Annotated in this window: 18 protein-coding genes, 1 riboswitch and 1 other annotated feature (1 of these 20 only partly in view); of the genes, 14 read left to right on the forward strand and 4 right to left on the reverse strand. The window is 43.4% G+C overall.

What is annotated here, in order from left to right:
• The first annotated feature begins 2 nt into the window (after positions 1-2).
• The 6 genes from MHI46_RS06275 to MHI46_RS06300 all read left to right on the forward strand — a co-directional run bounded on the left by MHI46_RS06275 (position 3) and on the right by MHI46_RS06300 (position 6638).
• Entirely contained in the window at positions 3-1013 is a 1011-nt protein-coding gene (locus MHI46_RS06275) for an ABC transporter ATP-binding protein (protein ID WP_058838944.1), read from the forward strand.
• Positions 1013-2635, forward strand: coding sequence for a peptide ABC transporter substrate-binding protein (locus MHI46_RS06280; RefSeq protein ID WP_039177980.1), 1623 nt, complete (start codon positions 1013-1015; stop codon positions 2633-2635). The genes MHI46_RS06275 and MHI46_RS06280 overlap by 1 nt, the downstream gene beginning before the upstream one ends.
• A 110-nt stretch (positions 2636-2745) precedes the next feature.
• A complete protein-coding gene (locus MHI46_RS06285; protein WP_058838945.1) occupies positions 2746-3687 on the forward strand; it encodes an LD-carboxypeptidase in 942 nt (313 codons plus the stop codon).
• Positions 3684-4763: a dipeptide epimerase gene (locus MHI46_RS06290; protein WP_342503173.1), complete on the forward strand. Its 1080-nt coding sequence runs from the start codon at positions 3684-3686 to the stop codon at positions 4761-4763. Before MHI46_RS06285 ends, MHI46_RS06290 begins: the two co-directional genes overlap by 4 nt.
• Positions 4763-5680 (forward strand): C40 family peptidase, encoded by a 918-nt coding sequence (locus tag MHI46_RS06295; protein ID WP_268465294.1) that lies wholly within the window; start codon positions 4763-4765, stop codon positions 5678-5680. Before MHI46_RS06290 ends, MHI46_RS06295 begins: the two co-directional genes overlap by 1 nt.
• Positions 5670-6638, forward strand: a complete 969-nt coding sequence (locus tag MHI46_RS06300; protein WP_144495115.1) for an oligopeptide/dipeptide ABC transporter ATP-binding protein — start codon at positions 5670-5672, stop codon at positions 6636-6638. Before MHI46_RS06295 ends, MHI46_RS06300 begins: the two co-directional genes overlap by 11 nt.
• Positions 6639-6677: 39 nt before the next feature.
• Here MHI46_RS06300 and MHI46_RS06305 read toward each other — a convergent pair whose 3' ends face one another.
• On the reverse strand, positions 6678-7559 hold the full coding sequence (locus tag MHI46_RS06305) for a dimethylarginine dimethylaminohydrolase family protein (RefSeq protein ID WP_268465291.1): 882 nt from the start codon (positions 7557-7559) through the stop codon (positions 6678-6680).
• 179 nt (positions 7560-7738) lie between these two features.
• Between MHI46_RS06305 and MHI46_RS06310 the strand changes: the two genes are divergently transcribed.
• The 5 genes from MHI46_RS06310 (at position 7739) to MHI46_RS06330 (ending at position 10623) form a co-directional block, all read left to right on the forward strand.
• Positions 7739-8260 (forward strand): acyl-CoA thioesterase, encoded by a 522-nt coding sequence (locus MHI46_RS06310; RefSeq protein WP_008346212.1) that lies wholly within the window; start codon positions 7739-7741, stop codon positions 8258-8260.
• A gap of 115 nt (positions 8261-8375) precedes the next feature.
• Positions 8376-8702: a PadR family transcriptional regulator gene (locus tag MHI46_RS06315; RefSeq protein WP_058838949.1), complete on the forward strand. Its 327-nt coding sequence runs from the start codon at positions 8376-8378 to the stop codon at positions 8700-8702.
• Between the two features lie 4 nt (positions 8703-8706).
• Positions 8707-9465: a hypothetical protein gene (locus MHI46_RS06320; RefSeq protein ID WP_064498355.1), complete on the forward strand. Its 759-nt coding sequence runs from the start codon at positions 8707-8709 to the stop codon at positions 9463-9465.
• Between the two features lie 105 nt (positions 9466-9570).
• Entirely contained in the window at positions 9571-10059 is a 489-nt protein-coding gene (locus MHI46_RS06325) for a small multi-drug export protein (protein ID WP_039177994.1), read from the forward strand.
• Between the two features lie 18 nt (positions 10060-10077).
• Positions 10078-10623 carry a GNAT family N-acetyltransferase gene (locus MHI46_RS06330; protein WP_151284228.1) on the forward strand — a complete coding sequence of 182 codons (546 nt, stop codon included), beginning with the start codon at positions 10078-10080 and terminating at the stop codon, positions 10621-10623.
• Positions 10624-10641: 18 nt separating this feature from the next.
• Here MHI46_RS06330 and MHI46_RS06335 read toward each other — a convergent pair whose 3' ends face one another.
• The gene (locus MHI46_RS06335) at positions 10642-11685 is read right to left on the reverse strand and encodes a trifunctional transcriptional activator/DNA repair protein Ada/methylated-DNA--[protein]-cysteine S-methyltransferase (protein WP_268465285.1); all 1044 of its coding nucleotides are present in this window, start codon (positions 11683-11685) and stop codon (positions 10642-10644) included.
• Positions 11686-11857: 172 nt separating this feature from the next.
• Entirely contained in the window at positions 11858-11992 is a 135-nt protein-coding gene (locus MHI46_RS06340) for a YrzI family small protein (RefSeq protein ID WP_073204910.1), read from the reverse strand.
• 216 nt (positions 11993-12208) lie between these two features.
• Positions 12209-12317: riboswitch (guanidine-I (ykkC/yxkD leader) on the forward strand.
• A 67-nt stretch (positions 12318-12384) separates the two neighbouring features.
• Between MHI46_RS06340 and MHI46_RS06345 the strand changes: the two genes are divergently transcribed.
• Positions 12385-12714, forward strand: a complete 330-nt coding sequence (locus tag MHI46_RS06345) for a multidrug efflux SMR transporter (RefSeq protein WP_268465283.1) — start codon at positions 12385-12387, stop codon at positions 12712-12714.
• Complete coding sequence (locus tag MHI46_RS06350) at positions 12711-13025, forward strand: multidrug efflux SMR transporter (protein ID WP_117730044.1); 315 nt, start codon at positions 12711-12713, stop codon at positions 13023-13025. Before MHI46_RS06345 ends, MHI46_RS06350 begins: the two co-directional genes overlap by 4 nt.
• 35 nt (positions 13026-13060) lie before the next feature.
• Here MHI46_RS06350 and MHI46_RS06355 read toward each other — a convergent pair whose 3' ends face one another.
• Complete coding sequence (locus MHI46_RS06355) at positions 13061-13246, reverse strand: hypothetical protein (protein WP_144495104.1); 186 nt, start codon at positions 13244-13246, stop codon at positions 13061-13063.
• A gap of 161 nt (positions 13247-13407) precedes the next feature.
• Here MHI46_RS06355 and purU point away from each other — a divergent pair, with 161 nt between their 5' ends.
• On the forward strand, positions 13408-14310 hold the full coding sequence (gene purU, locus MHI46_RS06360; RefSeq protein WP_039178002.1) for a formyltetrahydrofolate deformylase: 903 nt from the start codon (positions 13408-13410) through the stop codon (positions 14308-14310).
• Positions 14311-14353: 43 nt separating this feature from the next.
• Positions 14354-14550 (forward strand) — a binding site (T-box leader) (it continues 22 nt past the right edge of the window).

The following is a 14550-nucleotide window of genomic DNA, read 5'->3' on the forward strand; positions in this document are numbered from 1 at the left end:
CTGTGAAAAAAGTTCTGCAAATTATCGATCTGCACGTCAGCTTTCGAACATACGGCGGTTCAGTTCAAGCAGTACGCGGAGTGAATGTCGATGTTTATGAAAAAGAAACCTTAGCCATTGTAGGAGAATCAGGCTGCGGAAAAAGTGTGACATCACAAAGTATTATGAGGCTTCTGCCTGCATACAGCGCGCATGTTGATCAGGGAGAAATCTGGTTTCAAGACCGCAACTTGCTGTCATTATCTGAAAAAGAAATGCGCGCCATACGAGGTGTCGATATCTCGATGATCTTCCAAGATCCGATGACGGCACTCAACCCAACCTTGACAATAGGAGATCAGCTGATGGAAGCGGCGAAGGAACATCAAAAGCTGACGAAAAAAGAAGTGAAAGAAGCCGCCATACAGATGCTTGATTTGGTTGGTATTCCGCAGCCGAAGGAGAGGTTAAAGCAATACCCACACCAATTCAGCGGAGGAATGAGGCAGCGGCTCATGATTGCAATGGCACTGATTTGTGAGCCAAAGGTGCTGATCGCAGATGAACCGACGACCGCGCTGGATGTGACCATACAGGCACAAATTTTAGAGCTGTTTAAAGAGATTCAGAGGAAAACAGGTGTCACCATTATTTTAATCACACACGACTTAGGGGTCGTAGCCCAAGTTGCCGACCGAGTAGCAGTCATGTACGGAGGGAAAATGGTTGAAGTCGGAACAAGACGAGATATTTTTTACAGTCCGCAGCATCCTTATACTAAAGGGCTCCTGCAATCCGTTCCAAGACTTGATATGAAAGATGAACTGATTCCGATTGAAGGAAGCCCGCCTGATTTATTTGCGCCGCCAAAGGGCTGTCCGTATACCGATCGCTGCCCGTCTGCCATGAAAGTGTGTGATCATATCATGCCGCACGAAACGCAGCGGTCACCTACTCATACAGTGCATTGCTGGCTCCAGGATGAGCGAGCGAACCAAGCGATGTTATCTTCAACACAAAGGGGGAGTTTTTGATGAGAAAAAAAGGGTGGATCATCAGTGTTTGTTTGTTCATCATCATGCTGCTCGCAGGATGTACAGCGAATGAGCAAGCAGGTAAAGGATCATCAAGTAACAAGGGTGAAAAGAAAATATTAACCTTAAATAACGAAAATGAACCGACGTCATTTGACCCGCCGATTGGTTTTAATAATGTATCGTGGCAAGGGCTGAATAACTTAATGGAAGGATTAACGAGACTGAATGAAAAGCACGAACCATCTCCTGCAATGGCTGAAAAATGGGAGATTTCAGAGGATGGAAAAACGTACACGTTTCATTTAAGAGATGGTATCAAGTGGTCGAATGGTGATCCAGTGAAAGCGAGTGACTTTGAATATGCGTGGAAGCGTCTGCTCGATCCGAAAACAGGCTCCTCTGCATCGTTCTTAGCTTACATGATTGAAGGCGGAGAGGCATTTAACAGCGGAAAGGGAAAGAAAGAGGACGTAAAAGTCAGTGCTGAAAATGACAAAACGCTAAAAGTCACACTGGCATACCCGCAGAAGTCATTCTTAAATATGACCGCAAACCCTGCCTTTTTCCCTGTCAATGAGAAGGTAGCTGAGAAGGACCCAAATTGGGCAAAGGATGCCAAAACCTTTGTTGGGAATGGACCGTTTCAGCTGACAGAATGGAAGCATGATGAGAGCTTCACTATGGAAAAAAGTGAGACGTATTGGGACAAAAAATCAGTTAAGCTGGATCAGGTAAAGTGGCTGATGATCAGTGATCGCAACACTGATTATCAAATGTATCAATCGGGAGATTTAGATACTGCCTTCGTCCCAGCAGAACAAAGTGAAAATTTGCTGAAAAATAAAGATGTGCACATTGAAGATCAGGCAGGACTGTTCTTTTATCGTCTGAATGTGAACATGGAACCTTTTCAAAATAAGAACATTCGCAAAGCCTTTCAAATGGCGATCAATCCGCAAGATATCGTGGATTATGTAACGAAGAATAAAGAGAAGCCTGCCCGCGCCTTCGTTTCACCGGGAATTCTAGATTCAAAGGGTGAAGATTTCAGAGAAGCTGGCGGCGATCTTGTCAAACAAGATACGAGTGAAGCTGCGAAGCTATTAGAAAAAGGGCTGAAAGAAGAGAACTATTCGAAGCTGCCGCCCGTCACATTAACATATAGCACAAAGCCTGAGAACAAGAAAAAAGCTGAAGCCATCCAGCAGCAATTAAAAGAAGCGCTGGGTGTAGACGTGAAGCTTGCGAACATGGAAGCCAATGTATTTGCAGAAGATCAAAAGGCGCTGAAATTCCAATTCTCGCAAAGTTCATTTTTAGCAGACTATGCAGATCCGATCAATTTCCTAGAGAGCTTTCAAACAGGGAATGCGATGAACCGGACGGGATGGTCAAACGACACCTATGATCAGCTGATTAAAAAGGCGAGCCAGGAAGCAGATGAACAAAAGAGAAACAGCATCCTTCATGAGGCAGAGGCACTTCTCATGGAAGAAGCACCGATCATTCCAATTCATTTTTATAACCAAGTCCATTTACAAAAAGAGGGCGTGAAGGGGATTGTCCGCCACCCTGTTGGGTATATCGATTTGAAATGGGCGCAAGTAGATGGAGAGTAGTAAATGAGAAACACGGACGCTTTGGAAAAAAGCGTCTGTTCCTTTATTCGTTCATGTTATGGAGAAGATGCCCATAGATTGAAAGAAACAAAGAGAAAGAGGGGATTGGCATGAACCAGCTGCCAGCAGCGCTTCAAACAGGGGATACGGTGGGGATTATTGCACCAGCAAGCCCGCCTGATGAATTGAAATTAGCCAAAGGAATTGCCTTTTTAGAAAGCCTCGGGCTGAAGGTGAAAAAAGGGAAGTATCTCGATTCTCGGTACGGGTATTTAGCGGGGCGTGATCATGAAAGAGTGGAAGATCTTCATGGCATGTTTCAAGATCCAGAAGTCAAAGCAGTTATTTGTGCCTGCGGAGGGTACGGAACTGGAAGACTTGCGGAAGCCATTGACTATGATCTCATTCGCCGAAATCCGAAAATCTTTTGGGGTTATAGTGACATTACGTTTTTACATACGGCCATCCAGCAGCAGACCGGCCTTGTGACCTTTCATGGTCCAATGCTTTCCTCTGATGTGGGACTTGAAGAGGTTCATCCGTATACGAAGGATACCTTTTTGCAGCTGTTTGCCCCGAAGGCCTTTACGTATACGCATCACTTGTCACCTCTTCATACCTTCTACCCCGGCACTGCTTCAGGTGACATCATAGGAGGGAATCTTGCCCTCATCGTGACAACACTTGGTACACCTTTTGAAATTGATACGAAGGGAAAGCTGTTGTTCATTGAAGATATTGACGAAGAGCCGTATAAAATCGATCGCATGATGCAGCACCTCACCTCTGCTGGAAAACTGGATGATGCGGCAGGATTTATCATTGGAGATTTTCATCAATGTGAACCAAAAAAGAAAGACCAGTCCTTAACCTTGGAACAGCTGTGGGAAACCTATATTGTGCCGCAAAAGAAACCTGCACTCGGCGGCTTTCGGATCGGTCATTCATCACCGAACTTTGCCATTCCAATGGGCGTGCAGGCTGCACTAGATGCGGAGGGGAAAAAACTGCACATTTCCCCAGGCGTCGCAGCGAAAGAGGCGATCAAATGAAAATCGTGGATGTTCATACATGCAGAACGAGTGTACCGCTAAAAAAGCCTTTCAAAACCGCTTTAAGAACGGTGTATGACGCAGCATCTCTGATCGTCATCATCACATATGATCAAGGTGACGTCAGCTACGGAGAGGCAGTTCCCACGTCGGTGATTACAGGAGAAACGCTGGAAAGCATCGACTATGCCATCTGTGAAGTGATCAGACCCATTTTGCTCGGGGCTTCCTTGCCAGAGTATGAACAAATCTTTTCTGCTATGAACCGTGTGCTCGCAAGCAACACAAGCGCAAAGGCAGCAATCGATATGGCCATTTATGATGGGTTAGCAAAGCAGGCAGGACTTCCGCTTTATCAATACCTTGGCGGATATCGTCATCAGCTCGAAACCGACTATACGGTCAGTGTAAACCGTCCGCTCGAGATGGCAGAAGATGCGAAACAATACGCAGCCGAAGGCTTTCAGACGTTAAAGGTGAAAGTGGGGAAAGATGACATACACACGGATATTCAGCGGATCAAGCGGATTCGAGAAAAAGTCGGACCGGACATTCAGATCAGGCTCGACGCAAACCAAGGATGGACGTGGAAGGAAGCGATCACAGCCATTCGAAAAATGGAAGCACTGAATATTGAATTAGTAGAACAGCCAGTACCGAAAGAAGATATCGAAGGTCTGCGCCGTGTGACAGAAGCAACTGATACATTGATTATGGCAGACGAAAGCATTTTTAATTTTCATGATGCAATCAAAGTGCTTGAAACGAGAAGCTGTGATCTGATCAATTTAAAATTAATGAAATCAGGCGGCATAAAAGAAGCACTAAAAATCAATGCCCTAGCTGAAGCATACGGTGTTCAGTGCATGGTTGGCAGTATGATTGAGTCAAAGCTTGGCATTACAGCAGCGGCACATTTCGCCGCAAGTCAGCCGAATATCACCCGCTGCGATTTTGATGCGCCGCTTATGCTGAAAGAAGACATGATAGACGGAGGAATCGTGTACAAAGGAAAAGACATATTTTTACCGCTCGATCATGGGTTAGGCATTCAAGGGGTGAAAGGAGTCTCGTGATGATATATGAATCAAAGGTTCCAGTCGCTAACGTATGGACAGCGCCGCAGTCTCCGAGAGAAATCGATCGAAAGGTACTTCAGGACTCCATCAACATCAAAGAGTGGATTGACCAGCAAACATATGAAGAAAAGTTGGCTTTATGTGAAGAAAATTTGATTCAATCTCAAGTACTGCTCGGCGGGCGAGTGATTGGATTAGAAGAGGCAGATGGCTGGATGAAAGTTGTCATACCGCAGCAGGCCAGCCGGAAACATCCGCAAGGCTATCCAGGCTATATACCTGCTGAGCAATTAATCCAAGTAACAGAGGGAAGTGCGTCAGCGGCATCTCTGATCGTTTGTCAGAAAAAAGCCACGCTCTATCAAAACGGGGAACCCGATATGGAGATTAGTTTTTTAACAGAACTGGCAGCAGCTAAAGAAACAGATGATCAATTTTATGTTGTCACCCCAGTAGGAATAAGAGAAATCAACAAAGCGGATGTACGCCCAGTTTCACATGCTTACTCTTTGACCGGCAAAGATGTCGTAGACACAGGAAAACAATTTATTGGACTTTCGTATTTATGGGGAGGCATGAGCAGCTTTGGCTATGATTGTTCAGGCTTTGCTTACAGCATGTACAAAGCGTGCGGATATCTTTTGCCGAGAGACGCAAGTGACCAAGCAGTTCAAGGAACGCCGGTGACATCAAGCCATTTAGAACCAGGCGACTTGTTGTTTTTTGCAAATGAAAACGGAAAGGGAGCGGTCCGCCATGTAGGGATCTACGCTGGAGACGGGAAGATGCTTCATTCGCCTAAAACCGGCAGACAAATTGAACTGCTCTCCCTTTCTGGCACTTCATATGAAAAGGAATGGGCAGGTGCAAGGCGGTATTTACCAAGCGAGAGGAGGAGCGATCATGACAGTTGAACCACTTTTACAAGTAAACAACCTCAAAAAACATTTTCACCTATCAAAAGGGAGAACGTTAAAAGCGCTGGATGGTGTCTCTTTTCAGCTGAAACAAGGTGAAACCTTTGGTCTCGTTGGTGAATCTGGCTGCGGCAAATCCACACTTGGGAAAGTGCTCATGCGTCTTTATGAACCAACAGATGGTGAAGCCTTATATGAAGGGAAAAGTCTTCACCGCCTTTCTAAAAAAGAATCATTTGATTTCAACCGGCAAATGCAAATGGTCTTTCAAGATCCGTATTCCTCCTTAAATCCGAGACTGTCAGTAAAAGATATTATGCTGGAGCCAATGGAGATTCATCAGCTTTATGGCAGTCAAAAGAAAAGGATTGCCCGCGTAAAAGAACTGCTCGAAGCGGTGGGGTTAAGCTATGATTTTGCCACCCGCTATCCGCACGAATTTAGCGGAGGACAGAGGCAGAGAATCGGCATTGCAAGAGCACTTGCCTTGGCGCCAAAGTTTATTGTGGCAGATGAGCCAATTTCTGCACTAGACGTCTCCGTTCAAGCGCAGGTCGTGAATCTGCTGAAGAAACTGCAAAAAGACGAAGGATTAACTTTTCTTTTTATTGCACATGACTTGTCGATGGTGAAATATATTAGCGACCGAATCGGTGTCATGTATTTAGGCCATCTCGTTGAATTGACGACGAGTGATGCATTATATCAAACACCGCTTCACCCATATACACAAGCCTTGCTGTCTGCCATCCCCATTCCAGATCCTGACGTAGAGGACAAGCGCAAAAGGTTTATTTTAAAAGGAGAAATTCCAAGTCCAGTGAACCCGCCAAGCGGCTGTGTATTTCGAACAAGATGTCCTGCCGCGATGGATGTGTGTGCTGAAAAAAAGCCAGTATTACAAGCAGTGGAAGAAGGACATGAAGTCGCCTGTCATTTATATAATAGAAAATAGGACAAGCCAGATAAAAAGCCAGCAAGTAGACAAGCTGTTCTACACGCTGGCTTTTTTAATAGATGAACGCCGAATAGGTAATGTGCAGCATCTGAACGAGCCGCCAGATTTAATAATTTCAGAAAAGTCCACTTCAATAACGGTGTACCCGTGAGAGATTAATGCAGCATTTGTTTCTTGGTTGCTTGGCAAGCTGATCACTTTTTTCTGCCCAATGGATAAAACATTTGGTCCAAGTGTGAATTGCTCTTGTTCACTGATTTCAACAAAATGATAATACGTTTTGAGCAGCTGGAGATCCTTTTGCTTAAACGCTTCAGGATAAATGATTATCTCGTCATGAGACAGAATATTCATCACACAATCGAGATGCAAAATGTGAGGAGGAAGGTGAATTGGGATGATGTCGTGATCCGGCAGTTCCTTTTTGAGCTGGTAGATAGCGGCTGGACTAGTTCTTTTGCTCGTGCCAACAAACACACGGTTCTGATCCACAAGCACATCGCCGCCTTCAATCGTTCCTTCTGTCAAGGTGACAGCTGATAACCCGTTTGCCTGTGCCCACTCTTTTAGACATTGTTCTTCCCCTTGCCGAACCGGAGTGGCCATCTTTGAAACAAACAGTGTATGTCCAATCGTAAACCCAATATCCCGAGTGAAGACTTGCTCAGGGAAGCGGTCATTCGCTGGGAGCAGGATGGGCCGTACTTGATGATCTTTAAGCGTTCGGATCAATTCTTTATGCTGAGCGACTGCTTTCATTTGAGAAATATTTTCTTTCGCAAAATGTTTCTGTGTTTCGTTGATAATTTGTTTGATTTCCATATAAATAGGACTGCATAAAAGAACTTCTTCTAAATCGTCGTATTCACTCATGCATTGCGGCATTTTGTATAATTGCTCTGCTCTCATCGAATCCATCAAATGGCCTCCTTGTTCGTTCATAGTTCTATTATTCCTTCTTCTTGTCATGGTTGAAACATTTCCGAAAGAAAATCTCTCACATAAGACTAAAGCAAAAAGTTTAGACAAACCTAAAAGAATAGTGTTTAATAAAAGTCGTTCCGCATCTACGAAAACAGCAAGAAGGAGCTATGATGATGAGTGAAGAAAATTTCAAATACTGCAAGGAATCGAAAGTTGTAAAAACCAGCAGGGTATTCCCTCTCGATACGAATAACCACCAAACGTTATTTGGCGGGAAATTAATGAGCTATATAGATGACATTGCCTCTATCTCGGCAGCAAGACACAGCCGCAGTGAAACGGTCACAGCTTCAATGGATTCTGTTGACTTTTTAGAGCCGATTGGACAAAAGGAGTCAGTATGCTTGGAATCCTATGTCACATGGGTCGGCACGTCTTCTATGGAAGTGTTCGTTAAAGTCATTAAAGAAAACTTGATGTCTGGAGAACGCAGGCTCGCAGCGACTTCATTTCTGACATTTGTCTCATTAGATGAAAACGGAAAGCCTAAACGAGTCCCGCAGGTGATGCCGGAAACAGAAGAAGAGATCATGCTTCATCAAACAGCGAAGCAGCGGGCAGAGGAAAGAAAAAGCCGCCGAAAACATAGTAAGGCGCTTGCTGACGCACTTGGGACAGATAAACCTTGGGCGTAAAAATCACCCTTTAAGCGGTGATTTTTTTTCTAGTACGGTATCTTGCATGGCAAGATAGTGTATGGTAAGATGAAGCTATCTTGTGATGCAAGATACTGAAACCGGAGGAACGATTATGACAACATCCACACAAATGCTAAAAGGAATTTTAGAAGGCTGCCTGCTGTCGATTATTTCTGAGGGTGAAATTTATGGGTATGAAATGACGAAGAAGCTCGCGCATTATGGGTTTGATCAAATAAGTGAAGGCAGTATCTATCCGATTTTGCTGCGAATGCAAAAGGAACAGCTGGTGACCACTGTCACAAAAGCTTCAGCAAGCGGACCGAAAAGGAAATACTATACGCTCACACAAGCGGGTGAACTAGCGCTCACAGAGTTTATTGCCCGCTGGGATGAGCTTTCAAATAATGTAAACCGCTTATTACAAAAAGGGAAGTGAGATTATGGTATCAAAAGAAACACGACACATTTTACTAGAGCTGCAACTTTATCTCATATCAAAGGGAAAAAATCAGGATGAGATTGATGAGCTGATGGACGAACTGACCACACATGCGGTTGAGGCTGAAAAAGACGGCAAAACAGGAGAGGATGTGTTCGGCGGAGATCCGCGGAGCTATGCAGATGAACTCTCAAAAGAGCTGTCAGGAAATCATAAAGACTGGGTGCCGTTTGTCAGTGCTTTTTTAATTGGGTCACTTTTTTACATGATTTTATCAGATGCAATCAGCCAAAATTTATCGTATTCTTGGTTTGCTTTGATTGGATATCCAATCGTTTTAGTGGCCAATGTGATCATGATCATTGTGATGTTTAGAGCGACCGCCTTTCAAACAAGCAGCCGGGTATTCCTCTACTTTTGGTTATTAGGAATTTTTCAGCTGACAGCAATGGTGACAATCAAACTTTTGGATCAAAAACTTGGTACGCCATTACTTGTACTTACTTCAGGACAAAGATGGGGCGTCATTCTGCTTATGCTGCTATGTATCGTTGTATTCAATGCAATCTTAAAGGCGAATGTCGTTTCATTGATTCCGCTCATCTTTTTCGGACCGCAGCTCATATTCGAATGGATTGGCTGGACGTCACCAAGTGTGATTTTACTGCAAAGCCTGCTGTCTATTGTGATTTTAATAGGGCTTATGCTCATTGTCCTGCGCCGAGCAAATAAGAAAAATGAAAATACGAATGTAAACTGAGCACATCCGATCCGATGTGCTTTTCTTTTTCTAAAAAAAAGTAGAAATGGAATTGTGTTTTTCATTACAATGGGGAGAGGACAAAAATGAAAAGGGGTTCTGTTTTTGGATATCGTATGGGGATATGTACTCGTTTTTGTATTGGCTGCTTTGCCTTTTTTTGAAGTGATTGGTGTCGTTCCATTCGCAATCTTAAGTGGACTGCATCCTGTGACAACAGCTGTGATTGGATTCATCGGCAACTTTCTCACAGTCTTGTTTCTCATTGTGTTTGTGGACCGGTTTAAAGCATGGTGGTTAAAGAGAAAAGAAGAGAAAGGTGATGAAAAAGGAGAGAAAAAGCAGCTGCGGGCGAGAAAAATTTGGGAACGATACGGTCTGCCTGGATTAGCGCTCATTGGTCCTTTTATCATCGGAAGTCATTTAGCCGCCTTGATGTGCATGAGCTTTGGAACGAAAAGAAAGCAAGTCGCGGTGTGGATGACCGTGAGCTTAATGATGTGGACAGCGCTGGCTGCTAGTTTAACCGGTGCGGGCTTCCATTACTTTGCCCCAGATTCAAATGGTTTGTTCGGAGATATTTTTAGCAAGTAAAAAAAGGGAGGATCATCAATGACAGTTCAAACAAGAACAGTATTTGAAACAGAGCGCCTGAAACTGAGAACGATGAATGAACATGATGCGTCATTTTTATATGACGAGCTGTTTCAAGACGAAGAAGTGATGAAGTATTATCCTTCTTTGAAGGATGAACAGCAGACAAAAGAGTGGATTGCATGGAATCAAAAAAATGACCGCACGTACCACACCTCGCTATGGATCATTGAAGATAAAGAAACAAATGAACGACTTGGACAAAGCGGAATTGTCCTGCAAAATATTGAAGGGCAAACAGAGCTTGAGATCGGCTATATGCTAAAGAAAGCGGCGTGGGGGAATGGCTATGCTGCGGAGGCTGCAAAAGGCTGTCTCACCTATGGATTTGAAGAAATGAAGGTCAGACGGATGGTCAGCCTAATTCGTCCTGAGAATGAAGCGTCGGTGAAGGTCGCTTTAAAAATGGGCATGAAAAAAGAAAAAACCATTTCAAAATGGGACCAAATCATTGATGTATACAGCATCACCCGTAACGGAGAAAACGGCTCGCTTACCGAATAAGCAGAGCCGTTTTCTCTTTTATTCACGCTGTTCTAACTGAAGCAAATATTTCTTCCGTTCAATTCCCCCGCCGTAGCCTCCAAGTTCACCACTTGTTTGAATCACGCGGTGGCAAGGAATGATAATCGCCAATTGATTCGCACCATTTGCATTACCAACGGCACGAACCAAATGCGGATCGCCCAGTATTGTGGCTAGATCACGATAGGATCTCGTTTCGCCTGCTGGAATGAGTGAAAGCTGCTCCCACACCTTCATTTGAAAAGGGGTGCCATGTAAGGAAAGGGGTACAGTAAACTTGGTCAGCTTTTTCTCAAAATATAAGGCCAATTCCTTTGCTAATTGCTGATGGACGTTTGTTTCTCCAACTAAAATACGGGCATGATGCTTCTTTCTTAATGTTTCAATTTCTTTTTCGAGTCCCCGCCTGTCCATAAACTCCAGTAAATACACATGTGTGGCATCTGTCACGCTGATCATCCGCCCGATCGGTGTGGAAATAAAATTAGCATAGAGAATGTGAATCTGCGCTTTTTTAGGGGGATTTCCCATGATTTTCGTAAATGCATCATTGAAGGCGCTTGAAGATTCATAGCCGAAGGTGACCTGCTGATCGATTACTTTTTTTCCGTTCAAAATTTCTTTAAAGGCAAGTCCCATTCGGCGTGATCTTGCATATTGAACAAAGGTCATGCCGTAAATGTCTTTAAATTTTCTTCTAGCAGTGGCAGAGTGAATCCCTAATTGGCGGAAGTCCTCTTCTTTCCAGCGTTTCTCAGGATTTTTTTCTACTGCTGAAACGAGTGTTTTGACTTCTTCAGGAATGCTGTTAGGGTATGTTAACGGTGTGCAGCGTTTGCATGGGCGATACCCTGCCAGCAGTGCCTCCTCCGCTGTAAAGAAAAACTCACAGTTTTCATATTTTGGCTTTCTGGCCGTACATGTGGCATGACAGAAGATGCCGGTTGTCTTAATACAGGCAAAGAATGTGCCGTCATATTGCGGATTCTTGTCAACAAGTGCTTGATAAAATTCATGTTTTTGTTCATCGGTCATCATCATATGAATCCACCTCTTGATTTTCTATAAAATGTTTTTCAGCATTCTAAAGTTGAACGATCATCACATCAATCTTATTTCATTATATCAGCGATGTGATCGTTGCCGTACCCGCGCTTTAAGGAAACTTCTTTCTCGTATGCAAGCATGATAAATATGTCGATCTCCTCCTGTTTTAGTTCATATACTTTAGCTGCTTCTGTTTCATTTCTTCATAAAATGCTTCAACTTCTTGTTCGTAAAGTACGGTCTCCATGTCCTTGTATTTACGCTTGATCGTCAATGTCATAAAAAATAAATGGATTGTCATATATGCTCATTTCCCTTCAGTTCGCAGCGAAACAGCCTGTAAATCTTCTTGATCAGTTAACCTGTTTCTAACACTTAGTATACGGCGGTCCCATAAAAATTCTTTCGAAAAATGAACAAGTATATTTGCCTGAGGAAAGCAAAGTGATAGACCAGTATTTAGGGGTGTGATACAATTTTGACACAGAATCTGCTCTAAGTCAGATCTGCTTATCATGAATTGGTTTTCTAGGGTTCCGTGCGGGTGGCGCAGTCTGGACCGAGAGAAAACACATAGGGTCTTGACAATAGACCGTATGACACGGAGGGATAAAAGCCCGGGAGATTTGATCAAACGATCGATTTCCAGGCTTTTTTTTGTTGGTTGGAATCGTTCAGAAAGGAAGGGATCTAATGAAATGGGGAAATGTCTTGATTGCGGCGATCTTTGAAGTCGGCTGGGTGATGGGATTGAAATATGCTGACTCTTTATTGGAATGGGCCGCAACCATCGTTTGTATTGTCGTCAGCTTTTATTTACTCCTGAAAGCTACGACTGTACTGCCAGTTGGCACACTTTATGCCGTTTTTACCGGACTTGGGACAGCAGGTACTGTCATAGTAGGTATGGTCATGGGGGAGCCGGTACAGCTATTGAAATTACTTTTAATCATGGTGCTTTTAAGCGGTGTATTAGGGCTCAAGCTGACCACAGGAGAAAAGAAAGGAGAGACTGAATCATGAGCTGGCTTTTACTCATTGGGGCAGGCATTTTAGAAATGCTTTGTGTCACCATGATGAATCAATTCCAGAAAGACCGACATGTCAAATGGATTTTATTTATTGCAGCTGGATTTTCGCTGTCCTTTCTCATGCTCTCTCTTGCGATGAATACAATTCCGATGGGAACGGCGTACGCCATTTGGACTGGCATTGGAGCTGCTGGAGGAGCCGTTGTCGGCATGCTGTTTTATGGTGAGTCGAAAGACGCAAAACGTATTTTCTTTATCGCACTGATTTTATCTGCGGCGGTCGGGTTAAAGATTATTGAATAAGAAAAGGGCTGGCATCTGTCTGCCAGCCTTTTTTATTACATCGAATGATGATTGGAATCGTTTTCATTTTTGCGGTAAAGCTGACTCACAAGCAGAAAACAGACACCAAATGTGAGCAAAGGAATGAGTCTTTCACCGGTCATAAATAGATAAATACCTGTGATCAGACATATGATGCCGAGCCAAAAGCTCACTTTACCAAACAAAGTCATGCTTTTCATCTCCATCACTCCTTTTGTGATAAAAGGTCTACTCACATTATATCACGCTAGGTGCAGAATTGAATGAATATTCAATAAAAAATAGACTCTTCATTGCTTTTTCTCTTTCCAGTCCAGTATAATATTTCATTAGAATGAAAACGTAAATGAGGTCATGATACATGAGAACATTGATTACAGAGAAACTTGAATTACACAGACAAAAGCACGAGCAAAAAGGCAGACTGCTTGTCAGCTGCCCGGATCAGCCTGGTATTGTATCAGCTGTTTCTTCCTTTTTATTTGAGCACGGAGCGAACATCATTGAATCCAGCCAATATACAACAGATCATGAAAGCGGCCGGTTCTTTTTAAGAATTGAATTTGATTGGAAAGACATTTCGGCCAACTTAGATCAGTTGAAAAATAGCTTTGAGCCAATTGCCGCATCATTTCAAATGACATGGAGCATGTCACGTGCAAGTGATCTGAAAAAGCTGGCGATCTTTGTATCGAAAGAGCTTCATTGTTTAAATGAACTTCTATGGGAATGGCAAAGCGGAAATTTAATGGCTGAAATCGCAGTTGTGATCAGCAATCATGAAACGGCAAAGGATACGGTCGAAGCACTCGGCATCCCATTCCATTTTGTGAAGGCGAATAAAGACATTCGTCAAGAGGCAGAAAAACAGCAGCTTGCTCTATTAGAAAAGTACGACATTGATGCCGTTGTGCTTGCTCGATACATGCAAATTTTAACGCCTAAATTTATTGAAGAGCATCCGAATAAAATCATTAATATTCATCATTCCTTCCTGCCAGCGTTTATTGGTGCAAACCCATACAAGAGGGCATATGAACGAGGCGTCAAATTAATTGGTGCGACTTCTCATTATGTGACCAATGATTTAGACGAAGGACCGATCATTGAACAGGATATTGAGCGTGTAGATCACCGGGATGATGCGGAAGCTCTAAAAAATATTGGCCGGACAATTGAGCGCAGTGTGCTTGCACGTGCTGTCAAATGGCACTTGGAAGATCGAATTATTGTTCATGAGAATAAAACGATTGTCTTTAATTGACCGCTTGACTTTTCTTTAGCAATTGGTGATAATATAAAAAAATTAATGAGCGTTGAAAAGGAATAGTAAGCAGGAACTGATGCGTAAAGAGAGCAAATGATATGCTGAAACATTTGCCGCAGACAGCTGCTGAACCTGCCCTTTGAGCCTTAGAGGAAAAATCTAAGCGCGTGCCTGGCGTTACAGGAGTTGAGTGGAATAAGCATGTCGCATGCTTATTCAATGAAGGTGGTACCACGG

Source organism: Bacillus sp. FSL K6-1000, from assembly GCF_038630785.1.
Taxonomy (GTDB): Bacteria; Bacillota; Bacilli; order Bacillales; family Bacillaceae; genus Bacillus; species Bacillus safensis.